Here is an 18,689-nt window from a genome sequence, read left to right on the forward strand (position 1 = left end):
AGAAATGCCGAAAACCAAGGCTAAAAACTTACTGGTTTGTAAACCACAGTCGATTCAAAACTAGCCAGCCTGTAAAAAGGTCGAACGGAAATCCACGATTCGTTAAATAGGTGGAAAATAGCGGATGAACAATGGCTAAAAGCTTCAGCATTTTTAGAATACAAAGGAGTAGGGTGGGCTACACCCGAATTTACGCCTGTGGACAAGAAGTAGCCGTCTACCTTGGAAGAAGCAGGAAGCAGACCCTCTAGAAATTATCCATTTCTAGTTGAATGGTGATACTTAAGTAAGTTTAGCCAAGTTTTGTGTAGCAGTAACTATAGTTCTTATGATTCCAAGTGCCCTTATTTTTGAGTAGAACTAGCATGAGAATGCTGTTTCGTTCTTTTGCCCCTTCTTGGGCTACCCTGTTGTTGTTAACGGTTGCGATTCCCAGCAAATCTTTGGCTGTGGAATCGAACGCTTTTGATTATGACTTTAGGACTTGTGGAGAAGAGTTGGCGCGTGCGGGTATTCCTGACGCGGTGATTTCAGAAGCTTGTTCTGGCTCACTTTATCCGCGAGAGTTAACTACTTGTGTTTTAACTATTTACAGACAAACGGACATTTCTCCAGAGGCTGCACTTAGTAGCTGTAGACAAGTCCGACGACCCCGTGAGTTAGGCAATTGTGTGGCTAATATTAGTTTGAATACTACTGGGGGTTCTCCTGGCGCAATTTTAGATAATTGTCGTCGGAGTTTGTTACCAAACCGTTTTGGTGAGTGTGTTGTCGGTTTAGTTCGATCGTTAAATGCGGCAGTGGCTCCGGTGATGGCAAATTGTATTGATGGTAGCGATCGCCCTCAAGATTTCTACCCACCGGGAGCTTATCCTTTGCAGGAAGCACCCCCGCAGCCACCCTTGATTGTTCCCGCACCAACCACTCCCTTACTCACACCATCCGATCCCACCACAGTTCCGCCATTGCCAAATCCTTAGTTTTAATCGCAATTTTTGATTTTTTGATTTTCCGTCTCTATCTTGGGGACGGCTTTTTATTGACACAAAAAGTAAGTGATATGTATCACAGTTTTAGCTAATTTTGCTCACAGTAAAAAAATGTTTTGTCTCACAATATATGCTTTTTATTAATCACATTTAATTGCTCGTTTGCATCACTTTGAATCTGATTAATTTCAACGATATTATAAGTATCGAATTCAAGTTTTAATCATGCAGGTTCAACTTCTACCCAATGCTATTTCTGAGTTATACGCTCAAGTTAGTAATTCTGGACAACTTACTTTAGCCGATCGCTATGGATTAATGGCAGCTGTGTTGGATGAATCTTTGGATGAGGAACAAAGAATGGCTGTGAATCGAATTATTTATGGCATACACAAAGGAAAGTTAGTGATTGTAGATGAAATCTCTAGCCTTTCTTATTGATTTGCTTGGTTTTCAGCCTTTCTAAAGCTCTAAATTGATGATAATTAATTTTACCTATATTAAATATATAAATACCTACTTCCTAATCCACTAATCCTATGACAAACTAAATATATACAATCTCTCTCCGCCTGTCTAACTAGTAACTGAGACAGGCTTTTTTAATGTTTAAAAGATTTTGACTAGACAAAATAGTACACCTGTACTATAATGGGATCGAGTTGAGTGATTAAGCCAACCTTTTTGAGGAATTGGCTAGTGAAAAATGTTGTAGAGCATGGATGCGGGTTTTTGCTGATGAATAAGCACTATATTCTCAATCTTAATCCTCACGCAAAGCAAGAGTGGGATCGTTGTACTTTGCGAGATCCGTTAACAGCTAAGCGCCCAGATTTCGCGAAGTTGATTGCAGAAGCGGTAGGAGGAAAACCAGGTTCTTATTTAGTTTCTGTGCAGATTGAAGTTGAAGTTTTGGATAAAGCTGGATTGCCACAATCTGAGCAATTAACTCTTAGTTTGCCGGAAATTGCGGCTCATTCTCAACCGCAGGAATTGGTTGCTTAGTCAGTTGTTGTAGTTGATTTAATGTTTGCTGGCTACTGTTTCTGAGGATAAGTTTTAATGCTCAAGCTGAGTGATTATCCGGTGGCGATCGCTAGAACTGCCCAAGCGATCGCAGAATTAGATTATGAGTTGTCTGCATTGCGTCAAGTAATTTCTGCTTTTGAATGCAAAGCAGATCTGATAGTTGGAAATGATGCTAACCTGAAAAATGATACGCAACGGAAAGCACGGAGATTTGCATTACTGCAAGTTAATCAAGAATACCAAAAAGCTCAGGAACTCTCCGCCAAATTAGCAACAGAAAAAACTAATGCTGTTGCTCATTTAGAATATCTGAGAAATCAGTTCAGCGTTGCCAAACTAGAAGCAAGGTTAATGATTGCCCAACAACTTTCTGGGTTGGAAGTAAGAGAATTTGCAGGTTTTTAAATACTAATAAAGTTTCTCCTTTGGGTGGCGGTAGGGCTTTTTGTCCTACTGTTTTTTTTGAATTTGTAGGGGCGGGTTTAGCAGAAAAGTTGGTAGTCATAACAGAAGAATTAACAACAAAACCCGCCCTGAAAATTTGTCGGGAGAGCATCAGATGGTTGTTTGTTAGGAGAATCAGAATTAACAACAAAACCCACCCAATAGACAACAAAGAAGTTGTCAGGGCGGGTTTTGTCGAGAAATTGTCTGTAGGCGATAAAGGTTATCTGCTAAACCCGCCCCTACGACCCTACTTAGTTTCCGATATCCGAAGTCCGCCGATATTTTGACAGAAGAAAGTGGCGTTATTTTCGGGGTTACGGTTAATTAGTTCGATGATTTGTCCGGGGGAATTTCTTAGGAACCATTGGGAGAGTGTATCACCAATTACAGGATCTAAAGATAGGGGTGTAAAGTCTTTTTCTTGCCAATTTAAAGCTGCTGTTTGTAAGTTGTCAACTTTAATGGCTACGTGATGGACGGCTGCTAGTCCTCGTTCTTGGATAAAGCGATCGGTAAAGTCGCCTTCTGCGTGTGGTGCTTGTAAAACAACTAAACCACCTGAAGGCATTAATATGGTTTCTAAATGTATCCACAAATCGGTAGTGAGGTTATAGTTTTGGGGACAGAATTCTAAGGGAAAAATTCCCGGCCCTTCGACAATTTTGCCTTGAAATTTAGCTAAAGCTGCGGCATAATTTTCTAAGCTTGTAAAGTCAGGGAAGCTGACAACTAAGTGGTCTACTTCTACGGGGTTGCCGTAAATTTCGGTGTGAAAAGACCACTGGGCAAAAAATTCTGGTGTGGCATAACCGGGTTTAAATTCTAGTAAGCCTGATGTTTCCCGAAATGGTGATTCCCCAGTGGGAAATTTTCCTTTGCTAGTCTCTACTTGTTTCATGGTTTCGCTAGTGTTTATTTGCCGAAAAGTTAGTCGAGTAAGTCGGGTTGTTCTTGTACAATTAGGTCGTAAAGTGGTTGAAAACTAAACCAACCCATGTGATGTGAACCTACTTGTTTGGCGGTTAAGCTGGCGTAGTTTGGTTCGATCGAGATTGGTTTGCCAGCTGCTTGTGCCATTAGTTGTACTTGACAAGAACGCTCCATAGTGATAAACCACCAAGCTGCTTCGTCGATAGTATGACCTACGGTGAGAAGTCCGTGGTTGCGGAGGATGAGGGCTTTGCGATCGCCCAATGTCCCAGCAATTCGTCGCGCCTCCTCAATTTCCAGCACAACTCCGGTATAGTCATCGAACAAAGCGTGATCTCCGTAAAAGGAGCAAGCGTCCTGAGTCAAAGGATCGAGAAGACGACCTAAACTAGACCAAGCTTTGCCGTAGGGGGAATGGGCGTGGGCGGCAGCTACTACGTCAGGACGGGCGGCGTGAACTTGAGAGTGAATGGCAAAAGCGGCTTCGTTGACGGGTTTGTTTCCTTCAATCACTTCGCCTTGGTGGTTGACTAAAATTAAATCGCTGACCCGGATTAGCCGAAAGTGCATTCCAAAAGGGTTGACCCAAAAATGATTCGGGTTTTCCGGGTCACGGGCGGTAATGTGTCCGGCGATACCTTCACTAAAACCAAATTTGGCGAACAGACGAAAAGCCGCGGCGAGACGTTGTTTGCGGTGCAGACGTTCGGCTGCAATTGATGTAAATGTAGGCGGTTGCGGAACAACTTTGGGAACTCTAACATTAACCATAAGTTTGCTTTTTTTGGGGATACGGTACAGAGGATTAATGAAACCTCTGTACTTAGTTTAACGAGGTAGTTTTTATTTTTCCAATTGGGCGAAATAGTAGTTAGTTACCTATTGATTGAGATGTGGTAGATATTGGTAAACTGATTAACAATTAAAAAATTTGTCAGAATTAGAATTAGAGAAAGTGATTATTTTTTTTGTACTACAGCAAATTGTTAATCAATTTCGGAAAATAGCGACAACTATCGCCAGATATATTTTTAGCTTCTGATACCAATTATGATGTCAAAAAACAACTTACCTGAGACAGAAAAAGCTCAAGAAACCCGAAAATATGCTTCGGCTTGCTTAATTTTTAATCCGGTTGCTGGCAGAGGAAACCCGGAAAGAGATTTAGAATTAATTGAGTCAATTTTAGAGCCGAAATTAGAGTTGGATATTCATTTTACTAGTGAAGAAATAGGTGCGGCTCAGTTGGCGGGTGAAGCTTTGGAAAGGGGTGCAAAGTTAATTATTGCCTCTGGGGGTGATGGTACTGTTTCGGCGGTGGCTGATGCTTTAATTAGTAGTAATGTGCATCTGGCTGTAATTCCTCGTGGTACGGCAAATGCTTTTGCTGTGAGTTTGGGAATTCCTACTAATATTCAAGGTGCTTGTGAGGTAATTTTAGCAGGAATTACTAGGGTGATTAGTACGGCTCGTTGTAATGGGAAACCAATGTTACTTTTGGCGGGGATTGGTTTGGAGGCGGAAACTATTGCTCAAGCTGACAGAAGTTCTAAAAATAGATTGGGAATTTTGGCTTATATTTTGTCAGCAATTAACCAATTGCAAGATTTAAAATCTTTTGAAACTCGCTTAGAAAGGGATGAGGAAGTTATTAGTTTTTCGGCGGTGGGGGTGACGGTGGCTAATGTTGCGCCGCCTACTTCTATTTTGGCTCAGGGGCCGGCTAATTTGGTTCCTGATGATGAGTTTTTAGATGTGACAATTTTTGCTCCGGTAACTATGCTGAATGCGATCGCAGCTTCTTATCATTTGTTACAAACTGCTTTTACTGGTACACCTACAGAACGCAACGATATCGGCTACCTCCGTGTGAAAAAAGCAACAATTGATACTGACCCTCCGCAAAAAGTTGTTGTGGATGGGGAAGTGATTGGAACTACACCTGTATTTGTGGAAGCGATTCCTCACAGTTTAATTATCATGGTACCGGAGAGCCAAGCTGCTGCACCTGTGGAAAAGTTGAATGGATTACCTGATTTAACTGTTGAGTCAATGAAAGATAACAATTTGTCTAATAGTTACAGCGAGAGTCCAGAAAGCTGATACCCTAAATTTCAGCAGGGTATTTTTGGAAGTTAAAGATTGAAAAAGCGTTCTAATTACAGGTTACTGATTCCATACATTGTTCCTGAGTGGAAAACGATCGCTCTGGCATTAGTTTGCACTCTAGCATTTACCGTATTTTGGCCGATTTTGGCGAATTTGGCGGGTCAATTCGCGAGATATATTGGTCAAGGTAACTTGCAGGCGATCGCCCAACTTGCAGGTATTGGTGCGATAATTTTCCTAATTCGGGGAATAGTGCAGTATGGACAAAATGCTTTAATGGCGAAAGCTGCATTAAAAATTTCTCTGAAATTACGCAGAGAAGTTTACGCTCATTTACAACAGTTAAATTTAGATTTCTTTGAAACGGCAAAAACAGGCGATTTGTCTTATCGGTTAACTGAAGATATCGATCGAATAGGCGAAGTAATTAGTAAATTCTTTCATGAATTTATTCCTTGTATTTTGCAGTTAATCGTCGTTTTAGGCTACATGATTTGGTTAAATTGGCAGTTAACTTTAGCTGCTTTGATTGTAGCGCCTTTGATGGCAATTTTAATTACTTGGTTTGGCGAAAAAATGTTGAATTATTCCCGTCGCAGTCAAACCAGGATTTCTAATTTATCAGCTTTGCTGACGGAAGTTTTTAGCGGAATTCGTTTGGTGCAAGCTTTTTCGGCGCAAGATTATGAAAATAAACGATTTTTTGTAGAAGCAGAACAGCATAGAATTGCTCGATATAAATCAGAACAAATTCGGGCGTTACAGTTTTTTATTGTGGGGGTTTTACAGGGAATTAGTGTACTGATTCTGTTTTTGTTGGGGGGTTGGCAAATTGCTCAAGGGAATTTAACTGGCCCTGGTTTTGTCAGTTATGTAACTGCGGTGGCATTGCTGATCGATCCGATATCTTTTACTACTACGAATTACAACCAATTTAAGCAAACGGAAGCATCGGTTGAGCGAATTTTTGACTTGCTGAAAGTTCAACCTTCAATTGTGGAAAATTCCGAAGCGATTAAGTTATTTTCTACTTTAGGAAAGGTGGAATATCGGGATGTTTCTTTTGCTTATTTAGCAGATAAACCAGTTTTACAAAAGCTCAGTTTATCGGCTAAACCGGGGGAAATGATTGCTTTAGTGGGAACTTCGGGTGCGGGAAAAACTACTTTGGTAAATTTGCTGTTGAGGTTTTACGATCCGCAAGGAGGGAAGATTTCAATTGATACGATCGACATCCAAAAAGTAACTTTAAAAAGTTTGCGTCGGCAAATCGGATTAGTTCCTCAAGATGTGGTTTTATTTTCAGGAACTATTGCGGAAAATATTGCTTATGGACATAGTGAATTTGATATGAATGCGGTGAAAAAAGCCGCAGAAGTTGCTAATGCTCATGAGTTTATTATCAAGTTACCGCAAGGTTATCAAACTTGGGTCGGGGAAAGAGGTGTTAATTTATCGGGGGGACAAAGACAAAGAATTGCGATCGCACGCGCCGTATTTAATAATCCCAGAATTCTAATTTTGGATGAAGCAACTTCCGCTTTAGATTCCGAGTCAGAAGCTTTGGTACAGGAAGCTTTGGAACGAATAATGCGCGATCGAACTGTGTTTGTAATTGCTCACAGATTAGCCACTGTTCGCCGTGCAACTAGAATTTTAGTATTAGAAAATGGAGAAATTATCGAATCAGGAACTCATGAAGAATTACTGAAAAAAGGTGGACGTTATGCAGGTTTTTATGCCCAACAATTTCAGTAGTTAACTAACTAAAATATTATTTGCAGAAGCTTTGTTTATTTTTAACTTCTGCCTTTTTCTACTAGCTTCTACCCATCGATAGATAGACAAAAGCAGACTCTACTGATTAAAGTCTATTGTATAGCAATCCTCTTTGAATAAAGAACTCATTCTTCTCTCTGCGTACTCTGCGCCTCTGCGGTTCCAAAAAACCGAGAGTTTGTCAATCAAATAGGGCTGCTACAACAGATAATTTGGTCAAAAACTTAACTAAAAACATTACTATGGTTGCCACTCCTCCCCCCAAATCTACTTCGCAACAGTACGAAGTAACCGATGCTGCTGAGAAAGTTCAAGAATTAGTAACCGAACCTAAACAAGACACAGAAATTGATTTAGAGTTCCTTTACACGCGAGATATTGAGTTTCGCCAAGAAACAATTTATTTTCTAGTTGTAGACCGTTTTTTTGATGGAGATCCCGAAAATAGCGAAGGGCCAAATCCCGAATTATACGACCCAGAAGCGAAAGATTGGGGGAAATATTGGGGTGGAGATTTGCAAGGAGTAATTGACAAACTGGATTATTTAAAAAATTTGGGAGTCACGGCAATTTGGTTAACTCCTTTATTTGAACAAGTGGAAGATTTATTTGTCGAACAAGCAGCAATTCACGGTTATTGGACGAAAGATTTTAAGCGGTTAAATCCGCGGTTTATTGGTGCGAATGAAAACCCATCGCTGAACCAAACTCAGGAAAGTCGAGATACGGTTTTCGATCGCCTAATCACCGAAATGCACCAGCGAAACATGAAGTTAATTCTCGACATTGTTTGCAATCATAGCAATCCCGACTTTAGCGGAAAAAAAGGCGAATTATACGACGACGGTGTAAAAATTGCTGACTTTAACGATGATAAAAATAACTGGTATCACCATTATGGCCCTGTTACTAATTGGGAAGATGAATGGCAAGTGCAAAACTGCGAACTTTCCGGTTTAGCTACTTTCAATGAAAACAATGTTGAGTATCGAAATTATATTAAATCTGCGATCGAACAATGGTTAGATCGAGGCGTAGATGCTTTACGAGTTGACACTGTAAAACACATGCCGATCTGGTTTTGGCAAGAATTTAATGCCGATATTCAAAGACATAGACCAGATGTTTTCATTTTTGGGGAATGGATTTATAGTAGTCCTTTTGATGAGCGATCGGTAGAATTTGCCAACGAATCAGGAATGTCAATTCTTGACTTTGGACTTTGTGTAGCAATTCGCCAAGCTTTAGGCAAAGGTGCAGAGGGAGGATTTCATGAAATAGAAAATATTTTTGACCTAGATTATCGATACAAAAGTGCCAATGAATTAATAACATTTATTGATAATCACGATATGCCACGTTTCCAAAGTCTCAATCCCGATCCTGAGATGTTAAAAGTGGCGATTTCTTTAATTATGACCTGTCGCGGTATTCCTTGCATTTATTACGGTACAGAACAATATTTGCATGATGATACTAATGGCGGTAACGATCCTTATAATCGCCCGATGATGAATAATTGGGATACCGACACAGAAATTTATCGTTTTGTTCGCTTACTTTCTGGTTTGCGACGGTTAAATCCGGCGGTTTCAATGGGTGGACAATGGCAAAGATTTATCACGCCTGATGTATATTGTTACGTGCGAAAATACCGCGATTCAATTTGTTTTGTGGCTTTAAATCGTGGCGCAGAAACTACAGTTCCCGAAGTGTTAACCGACTTACCTGATGGTGAACATACTTGCGCTGTGACTCGTCGTAAATTCCAAGTTGTTGAAGGCAAATTAATCGATTTACCTTTAGAAACACGAGATGTAATTGTAATTAGTCACGTTGGCGAAAGAGTGAAAGCACAAACAATTGTTCGCGCCCAACTTAACGGAGTAGATACTCAACCAGGTGAAATAGTTGTGGTAATTGGAGATTGTCCCGAATTAGGTAATTGGGATATTGCTAAAGCTTACCCATTGGAATATATCAATACTAATACTTGGTTTGGCGAAATTCCCTTCGATGAAAGTGCTGGCAAATTGATTAGTTATAAGTATGTTTTGTTGCGCGAAGGTCAATCTCCTTTGCGGGAAAATTTAGTTTGTCGCCGTTGGGTAGTTGCGAGTGAAGGTACTGTGAAATGGCGTGATATGTGGGCTAGTGGTAGGGAGTCTTAGGGAATAGGAATAGACAGGCAAGATGCCTGTCCTACAAGATACAAGATAAGTAGCCTGCGAATTGATTCGCAGGCGGATTTTTGGATTGGTGCAAAATCTTAGTAAAATGGGTAAATAATTGTGTTTTAAAAGTTTATCTGTAAAAGTATCATGTTTTCTCTAAAAGGCGATCGCCCAAATCTATACGAAACAGATTACCTGCAATGGATAGAAACCACTGTGAAAAAATTGCGGTTTGGAGACTATACCAATGTAGACTGGGAAAATTTGATTGAGGAAATTGAAGACATGGGGAGGAGTGAAAGGAGGAGTTTAAAAAGTAATTTAATTGTAGTTTTAGTTCACTTACTCAAATGGCAATTTCAACCTGAATGTAGAAGCGGAAGTTGGGAAGGTAGCATTATTGAACATCGAAGAAGAATTCGTGAAGCTATCCTCGAATCACCCAGTCTTCAACCATATTTAGAAAGTATTTTTGCTGAGTGTTATCCTCAAGCAGTTAAGCAAGCCAAAGCAGAAACAAGATTGCCATTAGAAGCATTTCCTCAGCAGTGTCCTTATGAATTAGTAGAAGTAATTAATGATGAGTTTTTGCCAGAATAAACTATCGTTGCGAAAACTTATTGGCGAACTCTGCATACTCCGGTGAGTTTAATCCTTCTTGTAATACTGTTAAAACTGTTGCCATATTTCCTGATAATAATTCATTGATTGCTAACCAAAGTCCGGGAAATACCTGACTTTTTATCACAGCATTTTCATCAGGTTGCAATAATATATATTTACCATTTTGTAACTGAAACCAATCTAATTTTTGCTCGAAAACCTGCCAAACTAAATATTCTTTTACTCCATTTCGCTGGTAAGCTTGCTTTTTATCATACAAATCATAAGACGCACTACTAGCAGCAATTTCTGCTACTAATTCCGGCGCACCTTCGATATAATCATCATCTGTAACCTGAGAATTTCCGCCTATTTCAATTCGCAGCAAAGCATCAGGTTGAGGTTCATTATTTTCATCTAATCTAACAGTAGTATTATCAAGCACACTAACTCCAGAGGTCGCTGCTTCATAAACACCCAACCATGTAATAATTCTGCCATGTGGTTGACCGTGACTTTTGGCGCGAACTGCTGCTGCCATATAAACTACTCCTTCGATTAGTTCAGCTTTTTTAATATGAGGAGATGCGGCATATCTGCGTTCAAATTCATTGCGGGAAAGGCGATCGCCACCTTCCAAAGGCGGAACAATTAGCTTTTGAGTCACAGCCATTTTTACTGTCTCCTTTCGCTGACTAATTTTATTTTAAAAGAAGCTTGCTAAAAATGTAGAGACGTTTCATGAAAAAATGTAGAGACGTTTCATGAAACGTCTCTACAGTAAAAGGTATTTTTTAATTCAGTCCGCGCAGGCGGACTTCGTTTGTGTAGGTGCGATTTTAATCGCCCAAACGCTTATCAACCGATCAACAATGCTGCGGGAAAATGTTGCAATGCTTCGCCAATATAGAGAGTTTTATCGCAGTTTAAACCCTGCAAAGTAATCGCATCTTTCCAACTAGTTGGAATTCCTTCGGGTAATTCAATGTGGGTATCTTGCCAAACATCTTTACCTAAAGGTAGTTCTCCGGGTTGAATTACTTTGGTTAATAAGCGAGTTGCTAGGGTAATTGCTACTTTGTTTTGATGTATTCTGGCGAAGGCGACGATGCGATCGCTAAACTTTCCCTTCACCATTAACGGTTTATAATCACCATCTTGGAAAAGTTCTAAATGTTCTTTTCTCGCTTGCAGCAATTGATAAGTCAAGAACATTTTAATTCTGCCATCTTCTTTAGTAGCAAATAGTTCTTGAATCAACTGCGAAACATCTGATTTAATCTGCTGTTTGATTTCCTGCAAATAACCAATTCGTCTTTCATATTCTACCGGACGACGATTATCAGGATCTACCAAACTTAAATCCCACAATTCATTACCTTGATAAAGGTCGGGAACTCCCGGAGAAGTGTTTTTCAACAACACTTGAGAAAGAGAATTAAAGATACCGTATTCAGCAATTTTTTGTTGAAAAGGACGCAGTTTTGCCAGAAACTCATTAGATTCTGGATCGGCTAAAATCTGATCCACAAAATTGAGATATCCTTCTTCATAAGCACTATCAGGTCTTAACCATGCTGTATGAACTTTAGCTTCTCTCACTGCTTTAATTACATAATCTTTCACCCTTTGGACAAACTGAGGAAACTCTTTTTCATCAAACGGAAAAGCACCAATCAGCGTTTGATAAAGGAAATATTCGTCATTTGCATCTGGTACGGGTTTACTATGAATTACAGTTTTCTTGGAATGATTCATTTCACTCCAACACCAGACATTTTCTTCCCATTCTGATGCTATTTCCGACAAAACATTGATTCGCGTCCGAACATCTTCACCTCGTTTAGTATCATGAGTTCCTGTTGCATTCATCGAATGTAACCAATTAGCAATTCTTCGCTGATTAAACTCATGAAACTCTACCGGAGTAACGCCAAAACTCCCTGGATTTCCGCCTACTTCATTCAGAGAAATTAAGCGATTATAGTTATAAAAAAGTGTATCTTCTACACCTTTTGCCATCAAGGGGCCAGTTAGCTGCTGAAACTTCATAACAAAGTGATAGCGATCGGCTTTTTGTTCCTCATTCAAATAACTTTCATCTTGGCGTAACAGCAACTTCTCTAAATAGCCAAGTTCCTTTACCAACAATGGTACATTACACTTAGCTTTTTCAATTGTTTCTTTGATGTAAGTACTATCTTCGGGGCGTACATCAGGCGAAGAAGTGTAAGTCCGATAAACTGGAAATAATGCCAATACCTCGGTTAAAACTCTTTTCAAACCATTAGCAGTAAAATCGCTTCCTTCCCTAGTTTGGGCAGAAATATGTTTCAATTTTTGGGCTAAATTATCCACATCACCCAACAAATTTTTATCAATAATTAAATGCTTTTTATCAGCAACTAAATCATGATAGGGTGTAGTTGAACCAGTGAAGGCAGAGTAAATTTCCTGAAATTCTTGTTTACTATCCCGACAGCAGAAAAGACCATTCACATAGTTGAGATAATCATAACCGCTTGTGCCTTGAATAGGCCACTCATGAGGTAAATCTTCCCCAACTAATTCTAAAATCTTTTCGGCTGTGATGTAGATATCGCCTACTTTTTCTCGCAGTTTTTCTAGGTAATCATTAGGGTTATAAAGTCCATCGATGTGATCGATTCTTAACCCGGTAAATTTCCCTTCTCTGACAAATCTCTCAATTAAAGAATGAGATCTGCCCAAAACTTTCATTTCTTCTACTTTTACAGAAATCAACTCATTGACTGTAAAAAATCTCCGATAGTTGATTTCTTCTGCGCCCACTTTCCAGAAAGATAATCGATAGAATTGTTCGGAAAGGATGCTATCTAACAAGTTAAAAGTATCTGGTTTTCCCGGTTCTCCATTGAAAAAGTCAATATTATGATCGAAGAATTCTTTAACCGATTCGTTTTGGGTGTAAAGTTCCCACAATAATGCTTTAACAAAGGCAAGTTGGTCGTATCTTTCCCTTCCTTTGAATTCTGCGGGGAGGTTTTTAATCAGATAAACTACCCCCAACAATTTCACAAAATCTGGGTGTCTTCTCCCTAATTCTCTCCCCAATTGTCCGAGATTTTGGGTCAAGAAACGAGCGTAAGATTCAATTCTAATTGGCAAGTTTAAGCCATAGTATTGAATGTTTAATCCTGATTCATCGTATTTTAATTTGATTTCGCCATTTTCCAAACATTCCCCATAAAAACAGCCGAGTAAAGGTGTAAGAACTCTACCTCTAAAGCTTTCGTAAGCGTGATTCCATTCAATATCAAAAAAGTCAAAAAATTCTGAATCTGGGCCATTTTCTAGGACATCCATCAGCCATCTATTTTGGCTATCATAAGCCATGTGGTTTGGTACAATATCTTGTAACCATCCTATGTCACGACTTTGGAGATCGCTTAATAATTCCTCGAATTCTTCTGGTGTTCCTAATTCGGGATTTAATTGGGTAGGATCGACTACATCGTAACCGTGACTGCTACCAACTCTAGCTTTGAAAATCGGAGAAGCGTAGAGATCGGAAATTCCCAATTCTGCCAAATAATTAACAATTTTTTTGGCAGAGGCAAAGGGAAATTTACCATGAAATTGAATCCGATAAGTTGCGGTAGGAATTCTCATTTTAATTTGGGTTTATGCTTGGTACAGGACAAAACTTTTGGCGGGAATTGTGAGTAGTTCGCCAGGGATTAATTTATCGGGCATTGTAGCACCCGGCCCCATCCATTTACTGTCTGCTGAATCGAGTAGTTTTTGCCAACTTCCTCTGGGTGTTTCAATATCGAAGGTGAGAGTGCGATCGCTAAAATTCATCACATAAAACACCTGATTCTCATCACTGTAACGCCGCATAAATAAAAGTTTCTCTTCTTCCCGACTAGAAACTTCTAATTTCTTTTTATCCAGAACTTTCAAAGCTTCATTGATCCGGCGCAAGAAAATCAACTCTTGATAAAATTCCCAGAGAACTTTGTGTTTATCTTGATATTGTTGTTCCCAATTTAAAACACACTTATTAAACGTTCCCGGATCTTGCGGATCTTGGAAATCTTTCTCATGTCCAGCTTCCAAGAACTCATCTTTTTTAGATTTTCTCACTGCTTCAATTAAATCATGGTCTGAGTGACTAATAAAATAGAAAAATGGTGCTTCTTCCCCATATTCCTCACCCATAAACAGCAAGGGAATAAAAGGTGAAAGAATTAACGTTCCTGCGGTTAACTTTAACCCTTCAAATGAAGTTAATTTAGTCATTCGATCGCCCAAAATTCGATTTCCCGTTTGGTCGTGATTTTGAGCACAAACTACAAATTTACAAGCAGGTTCTTCCGCCGAAGAATTACCATGACGACGCTTTCTATCTGGTGAATATTGCCCAGAATAAACAAAACCTTCGCGCAAGGATTTTTCTAAATCTTTACACTTGCCATAATCTTGGTAATATCTTTGTTGTTCGCCAGTAATTAAAGTATGCAGTGCATGATGGAAATCATCGCACCATTGAGCATCAATTCCATATCCGCCAATTTCTCTAGGCTGAATAATTCTCACATCATTTAAGTCACTTTCAGCAGTTAGATAAAACTTCCTTTTTTTCTGCTCAGAAAGTGCTTTGACTCTTTCTGCTAACTCTTCTAAAAAGTGCTTGGCGCTAAAATCGTAAATGCCCTGAATTGCATCTAATCTCAGGGCATCTACATGAAAAGTATCTAACCAATATAAGGCATTTTCGAGGAAATATTCTCGCACCCCATCGCAATAAGCAAAATCTAAATTCGGTGCATCTCCCCAAGCGCCAAAATACTTTTTCGTAAAGTAAGGCCCAAATTGTCCTAAATAGTTTCCCTCTGGTCCTAAGTGATTGTAAACTACGTCTAAAATTACGGCAATTCCTTCCAGATGACAGGCATTAATTAGTTTTTTTAAGCCATTTGGCCCACCATAACTGTCTTGTACTGCGTAGGGATAAACGCCATCGTAACCCCAGTTTCTTTCGCCGGGAAATTGTGATACTGGCATAATTTCAATGGCATTAATTCCTAACTCTTTTAACCGAGTAAGTCGGGGAATAACTGCTTCAAAGGTTCCTTCTGGTGTAAAAGTGCCAATGTGTAATTCATAAATTATGTAGTCTTCTAAACGAATGCCTGTCCATTCGCGATCGCTCCAATTAAACGTACTATGATCGAATACTTCTGAAGCTTTATGTACACCTTCTGGTTGCAAATAAGAAGCTGGATCGGGAAATTCTTTAGTTCCTTCTAATTGATAAACATAACGAGTACCTGGTTCAATATTTTCTCCGGTAACTTGCCAAAAACCGTATTCCAATTGCTGCATTGGTAGCAATTGTTCATGAGGTGAAACTACTTTTACTGCTACTTCTTTGAGCAAAGGTGCCCAAACTGTGAATTGACAACGGGCATTTCCTAAGTAATTCGCGCCTACTTTGACCATTAGCTACTTTTGACTCTCATTCGTTCTCCTTAAAATACAATTATCTCAAATTCTGGGAATCTGTCTGAGAGTTGATTTTTATGTTAATATTTGACAATTTTACTTGACTGAAGCTGAATTAAATCTAAAAAATTAGCCCTCAAACACTAACTAGTGCAAGAGGGCAAATAGTACTTTTTCTTGACAGGTTTACAGCTTTTCCAAATAACTGAGGAGATCTGCCATTTCTTGTGTTCCTGGTTGAAATTGTGGCATTGGTGGAGTTTTGCCACCGATCACTTGCTGAATTATGCTTATTTCAGATTTATGCTTGGAGATACCTTGCAAGCTGGGGCCAACTCGACCATCTGCTTGTAAACCATGACATCCAGCACAGTTCATTTGAAAGATCGCATGACCCCTAACTGGATCGCCTGTCAGGGACATAACACTCTTAATATAAGGATCGGACATTTGCCACTGATGAAAAATCACCATACCCAAGAAGATCGCCAGCACTAGTGCGAGAACCAATAAGGTGAGTTGTCCAATCACGGCTTCTGGTTTAATCAGTTGCTTATTCACATGGTTGCCTAGCAAAGTAAGAATTTACTAACAATGTTTTTAATCATATACATAGCTTAAGATTTCTAGACAATTACGGCAAGCTAACGCAACGGGCTAGAGTTGGCTTCCCTTAAGTAATTCAGCTTTATCTTACCAAGCGGTAGCTAATTTTTGCTTTACACTTGGTTACTATTGGTGGTCACGCTCACTAGTAGGATAATGAAATACAGGTAATAAACGTTAACATTCAAGGAGATCTGACGTGGTAGAACCCCTACTTTCAGGAATTGTGCTGGGCTTAGTGCTAGTAACCCTCGCTGGGTTGTTTGTTGCTGCTTACTTACAGTACAAGCGTGGTAATCAGTTGGGACTGTAAGATTTAACCGCGATCGGAGGGTGTGTCAGAGAGAAAATCTGTAAATTAACAGAGATTTTCGCTTTTCTGATGCACCCTATTAACTTTTCTCTGTTAACACAAATACTTTATTGCAACATCTAGCGATCGCTAGGTTTTTAATTATGTTTTAAATATCACTCTCGAAAGAGCCTTTTTTACTTCTTAATTATCCATAATAGCTGATATAAAGATTAGATATTTTTTTGGAGGTTAGTATGAGTGTTGAAGATCGTTTGAATGCAGTTGCCAAAAATGTTGAGGGCAAAGTTCAAGAAGCAATGAGCGAAGTAACAGGCGATCCGCAAGATAAAGTAGAAGGTAGAGCTAAGCAAAGAGAAGCTGCGGCAATGCACGCTAAAGAAGATTTAAAAGATCGGGCAAAAAGAGTTATCGACAGAGCTTAGTATACTTTAGTAAGCTAGATACCCGACTTCTTCAAGAAGTCGGGTATCTATTAAGAACTAACAGATTTTTCTGTGTTTTGTCATTCGTCGATTGCCATTAATAACCAATAACCAATGACTCATAAATATTAGATAAAATCCCGCAGCATTTTCTTGATTTCCAAATTATGTAATTCTTCTTGACCAATCATGGTGCGGGCGAATTCTTCCAGATAAATGCTGGCATCTTCTACTGTTTCTAGAAGTGACTTATACAAGCTTAAGGCTTTTTTTTCGTGATTTAAGCTTTCCTCCAAAATGTCTTTTACTGTATGTTTGTAAGTTTCTTCAATTGGGGCAATTCTTAGGGTAGGATGACCTTCTAAGCCAGTGAGAATTTCTCCTACTTGTTGGGAGTGAAGTAAAGATTCATTGGCTTGGGCTTTGAAAAATTGTACGATCGGAATCCGATTTGGCCCTGTTACCATCAAAGAGTAGTGAGTATAGCGCACTACGCCTGCTAACTCAAATTCCATGATTGTGTTGAGAATGCCGATCGTCTTTTCTTGGTCTAGTTCTCTCATTATTCGTAACTTTCATTTACTAGTTTTCAGTTAATAATAAGTAATAGCGATAAATTAGGAATGGGATTTTGATTTCCCTTTATCTATTACTCATTACTAGTACAGAATGGCAGAAACGATTAAGCAGTTGAAAATAAGTAAAAAGCTGATATAAAAGCCTTCTTCCCTTCTGTCTTCTGCCCTCTGCTTTCTGCCTTCTTTCACTAGTTAACCATTACTAGTGATTTTTTGGCAATTTTGTTCTATTGTTTTAACTAATTGAGGAGGCGTAGCAGCCGATCGAGCTTTGCTCAGTTCTATCATACTGGTTTTTCGGTGCCTAATGTTCTATGCAGCTGAGGAAATAAATTTATCCTTAGTTAACATCATTTGTCGATCTATTCGCCAGCTAGTTGAGAATTAATGTTGATGAGGAGCAAGTTCTTGCAAGGTTGGGGCGATATTTTTCGGCGCATCTGCAAGTAAACAGTAAGGGCGACTGTAGCAGAGAGGCGCTTCTAAAGAATGTTGAATTAAGAAGTCAGAATTACTCATTACTTGCTCAGTTTTGCCATCAAAAACTACTTCGCCTTCACTTAATACTATGGTGCGATCGCAAATTTCCAAAGCCAAATCTAAGTCATGAGTTGCAATTAATTGGGTGATCGATAAACTTTGTAATAAAGTAATTAACTGGCGGCGAGAACGGGGATCTAATTGGGCGGAAGGTTCATCTAAAACTAACACTTGGGGGTTCATTGCTAGGACTCCAGCAATCGCAATTCTTTTCTTTTCCCCACCCGATAAATTATCAGTATTTCGCTTGCCATAATATTCTGGATCGATGCTAACTGCTGCCATTGCTTTGAGGACTCTTTCGGTTAATTCGCGATCGCGTAAACCCTGATTCATTGGCCCAAAAGTTACATCTTCCCAAACAGTTGGCATAAATAATTGATTATCGGGATTTTGAAACACCAACCCGACGAAATTTCGTACTTCTCGTAAGTTTTCTGTATTAACTACCCATTCCCCAATTTTTATCTGTCCTTCTTGGGGCAGAATAATCCCATTTAAGTGTAATTGTAAGGTAGATTTCCCCGAACCATTAGCACCAATTAAAGCTACTCTTTCATTAGCTTTAATTGTTAAATTAATGTTCCTAAGTGCTTGTGTGCCATCGGGATAACTGTAGCTGAGGTTTTCAATGAAAATGGGATTGTGGTGCATTTGGATAATTGTAAATGTGAAGC

At 39.2% G+C, this 18,689-nt stretch carries 18 protein-coding genes; 10 read left to right on the top strand and 8 right to left on the bottom strand.

All coding sequences use genetic code 11. The features are described from left to right. Window positions 1-365: 365 nt before the first annotated feature. From ACE1B6_RS03130 to ACE1B6_RS03145, 4 genes are all read left to right on the top strand, one after another. On the top strand, window positions 366-980 hold the full coding sequence (locus ACE1B6_RS03130) for a hypothetical protein (protein WP_413255774.1): 615 nt from the start codon (window positions 366-368) through the stop codon (window positions 978-980). Window positions 981-1,214: 234 nt separating this feature from the next. Continuing rightward, complete coding sequence (locus tag ACE1B6_RS03135; protein ID WP_459562964.1) at window positions 1,215-1,430, top strand: hypothetical protein; 216 nt, start codon at window positions 1,215-1,217, stop codon at window positions 1,428-1,430. A gap of 297 nt (window positions 1,431-1,727) precedes the next feature. Next, the gene (locus ACE1B6_RS03140) at window positions 1,728-1,994 is read left to right on the top strand and encodes a hypothetical protein (protein ID WP_413255775.1); all 267 of its coding nucleotides are present in this window, start codon (window positions 1,728-1,730) and stop codon (window positions 1,992-1,994) included. 57 nt (window positions 1,995-2,051) lie between these two features. Continuing rightward, entirely contained in the window at window positions 2,052-2,423 is a 372-nt protein-coding gene (locus tag ACE1B6_RS03145; protein WP_413255776.1) for a hypothetical protein, read from the top strand. 289 nt (window positions 2,424-2,712) lie between these two features. Here the strand turns inward: ACE1B6_RS03145 and ACE1B6_RS03150 are convergent, their stop codons facing one another. Together ACE1B6_RS03150 and ACE1B6_RS03155 are read right to left on the bottom strand one after the other, a co-directional pair. After that, window positions 2,713-3,363, bottom strand: a complete 651-nt coding sequence (locus ACE1B6_RS03150) for a hypothetical protein (RefSeq protein ID WP_413255777.1) — start codon at window positions 3,361-3,363, stop codon at window positions 2,713-2,715. A 29-nt stretch (window positions 3,364-3,392) separates the two neighbouring features. Continuing rightward, window positions 3,393-4,166: a class II aldolase/adducin family protein gene (locus tag ACE1B6_RS03155; protein WP_413255778.1), complete on the bottom strand. Its 774-nt coding sequence runs from the start codon at window positions 4,164-4,166 to the stop codon at window positions 3,393-3,395. Between the two features lie 279 nt (window positions 4,167-4,445). Here ACE1B6_RS03155 and ACE1B6_RS03160 point away from each other — a divergent pair, with 279 nt between their 5' ends. The 4 genes from ACE1B6_RS03160 to ACE1B6_RS03175 all read left to right on the top strand — a co-directional run bounded on the left by ACE1B6_RS03160 (window position 4,446) and on the right by ACE1B6_RS03175 (window position 10,057). Next, on the top strand, window positions 4,446-5,498 hold the full coding sequence (locus tag ACE1B6_RS03160) for a YegS/Rv2252/BmrU family lipid kinase (RefSeq protein ID WP_413255779.1): 1,053 nt from the start codon (window positions 4,446-4,448) through the stop codon (window positions 5,496-5,498). 39 nt (window positions 5,499-5,537) lie between these two features. Then, window positions 5,538-7,262 carry an ABC transporter ATP-binding protein gene (locus ACE1B6_RS03165; protein ID WP_413255780.1) on the top strand — a complete coding sequence of 575 codons (1,725 nt, stop codon included), beginning with the start codon at window positions 5,538-5,540 and terminating at the stop codon, window positions 7,260-7,262. A 263-nt stretch (window positions 7,263-7,525) separates the two neighbouring features. Continuing rightward, complete coding sequence (locus tag ACE1B6_RS03170; RefSeq protein ID WP_413255781.1) at window positions 7,526-9,454, top strand: alpha-amylase family glycosyl hydrolase; 1,929 nt, start codon at window positions 7,526-7,528, stop codon at window positions 9,452-9,454. Window positions 9,455-9,604: 150 nt separating this feature from the next. Then, window positions 9,605-10,057 (top strand): DUF29 domain-containing protein, encoded by a 453-nt coding sequence (locus ACE1B6_RS03175; RefSeq protein ID WP_413255782.1) that lies wholly within the window; start codon window positions 9,605-9,607, stop codon window positions 10,055-10,057. A gap of 1 nt (window position 10,058) precedes the next feature. Here the strand turns inward: ACE1B6_RS03175 and ACE1B6_RS03180 are convergent, their stop codons facing one another. From ACE1B6_RS03180 to ACE1B6_RS03195, 4 genes are all read right to left on the bottom strand, one after another. Next, window positions 10,059-10,733 carry a Uma2 family endonuclease gene (locus tag ACE1B6_RS03180; RefSeq protein WP_413255783.1) on the bottom strand — a complete coding sequence of 225 codons (675 nt, stop codon included), beginning with the start codon at window positions 10,731-10,733 and terminating at the stop codon, window positions 10,059-10,061. Window positions 10,734-10,918: 185 nt separating this feature from the next. Continuing rightward, window positions 10,919-13,711, bottom strand: a complete 2,793-nt coding sequence (gene treY / locus ACE1B6_RS03185; RefSeq protein WP_413255784.1) for a malto-oligosyltrehalose synthase — start codon at window positions 13,709-13,711, stop codon at window positions 10,919-10,921. Between the two features lie 12 nt (window positions 13,712-13,723). Continuing rightward, on the bottom strand, window positions 13,724-15,547 hold the full coding sequence (gene treZ, locus ACE1B6_RS03190) for a malto-oligosyltrehalose trehalohydrolase (protein WP_413255785.1): 1,824 nt from the start codon (window positions 15,545-15,547) through the stop codon (window positions 13,724-13,726). A gap of 189 nt (window positions 15,548-15,736) precedes the next feature. Then, on the bottom strand, window positions 15,737-16,111 hold the full coding sequence (locus ACE1B6_RS03195; protein WP_413255786.1) for a c-type cytochrome: 375 nt from the start codon (window positions 16,109-16,111) through the stop codon (window positions 15,737-15,739). A gap of 244 nt (window positions 16,112-16,355) precedes the next feature. Between ACE1B6_RS03195 and petG the strand changes: the two genes are divergently transcribed. After that, window positions 16,356-16,469: a cytochrome b6-f complex subunit V gene (gene petG / locus ACE1B6_RS03200; protein WP_413255787.1), complete on the top strand. Its 114-nt coding sequence runs from the start codon at window positions 16,356-16,358 to the stop codon at window positions 16,467-16,469. Window positions 16,470-16,705: 236 nt separating this feature from the next. After that, complete coding sequence (locus ACE1B6_RS03205; RefSeq protein WP_413255788.1) at window positions 16,706-16,894, top strand: CsbD family protein; 189 nt, start codon at window positions 16,706-16,708, stop codon at window positions 16,892-16,894. Window positions 16,895-17,022: 128 nt separating this feature from the next. On the opposite strand, the gene ACE1B6_RS03210 is transcribed toward ACE1B6_RS03205, so the two are convergent. Together ACE1B6_RS03210 and ACE1B6_RS03215 are read right to left on the bottom strand one after the other, a co-directional pair. Further along, window positions 17,023-17,457 carry a ferritin-like domain-containing protein gene (locus tag ACE1B6_RS03210; protein ID WP_413255789.1) on the bottom strand — a complete coding sequence of 145 codons (435 nt, stop codon included), beginning with the start codon at window positions 17,455-17,457 and terminating at the stop codon, window positions 17,023-17,025. Window positions 17,458-17,856: 399 nt separating this feature from the next. Beyond that, window positions 17,857-18,666, bottom strand: coding sequence for an energy-coupling factor ABC transporter ATP-binding protein (locus tag ACE1B6_RS03215; protein WP_413255790.1), 810 nt, complete (start codon window positions 18,664-18,666; stop codon window positions 17,857-17,859). Between the last annotated feature and the right edge of the window lie 23 nt (window positions 18,667-18,689).

This window comes from Floridaenema fluviatile BLCC-F154, assembly GCF_041929135.1.
GTDB classification, from domain to species: domain Bacteria; phylum Cyanobacteriota; class Cyanobacteriia; order Cyanobacteriales; family Aerosakkonemataceae; genus Floridanema; species Floridanema fluviatile.

Bases quoted from the DNA above. Each gene is read 5' to 3' on its own strand.
- ACE1B6_RS03130 (WP_413255774.1), top strand. From the start codon at position 366: ATGAGAATGCTGTTTCGTTCTTTTGCCCCTTCTTGGGCTACCCTGTTG.
- ACE1B6_RS03135 (WP_459562964.1), top strand. From the start codon at position 1,215: ATGCAGGTTCAACTTCTACCCAATGCTATTTCTGAGTTATACGCTCAA.
- ACE1B6_RS03140 (WP_413255775.1), top strand. From the start codon at position 1,728: ATGAATAAGCACTATATTCTCAATCTTAATCCTCACGCAAAGCAAGAG.
- ACE1B6_RS03145 (WP_413255776.1), top strand. From the start codon at position 2,052: ATGCTCAAGCTGAGTGATTATCCGGTGGCGATCGCTAGAACTGCCCAA.
- ACE1B6_RS03150 (WP_413255777.1), bottom strand. From the start codon at position 3,363: ATGAAACAAGTAGAGACTAGCAAAGGAAAATTTCCCACTGGGGAATCA.
- ACE1B6_RS03155 (WP_413255778.1), bottom strand. From the start codon at position 4,166: ATGGTTAATGTTAGAGTTCCCAAAGTTGTTCCGCAACCGCCTACATTT.
- ACE1B6_RS03160 (WP_413255779.1), top strand. From the start codon at position 4,446: ATGATGTCAAAAAACAACTTACCTGAGACAGAAAAAGCTCAAGAAACC.
- ACE1B6_RS03170 (WP_413255781.1), top strand. From the start codon at position 7,526: ATGGTTGCCACTCCTCCCCCCAAATCTACTTCGCAACAGTACGAAGTA.
- ACE1B6_RS03175 (WP_413255782.1), top strand. From the start codon at position 9,605: ATGTTTTCTCTAAAAGGCGATCGCCCAAATCTATACGAAACAGATTAC.
- ACE1B6_RS03180 (WP_413255783.1), bottom strand. From the start codon at position 10,733: ATGGCTGTGACTCAAAAGCTAATTGTTCCGCCTTTGGAAGGTGGCGAT.
- treY (WP_413255784.1), bottom strand. From the start codon at position 13,711: ATGAGAATTCCTACCGCAACTTATCGGATTCAATTTCATGGTAAATTT.
- treZ (WP_413255785.1), bottom strand. From the start codon at position 15,547: ATGGTCAAAGTAGGCGCGAATTACTTAGGAAATGCCCGTTGTCAATTC.
- ACE1B6_RS03205 (WP_413255788.1), top strand. From the start codon at position 16,706: ATGAGTGTTGAAGATCGTTTGAATGCAGTTGCCAAAAATGTTGAGGGC.
- ACE1B6_RS03210 (WP_413255789.1), bottom strand. From the start codon at position 17,457: ATGAGAGAACTAGACCAAGAAAAGACGATCGGCATTCTCAACACAATC.
- ACE1B6_RS03215 (WP_413255790.1), bottom strand. From the start codon at position 18,666: ATGCACCACAATCCCATTTTCATTGAAAACCTCAGCTACAGTTATCCC.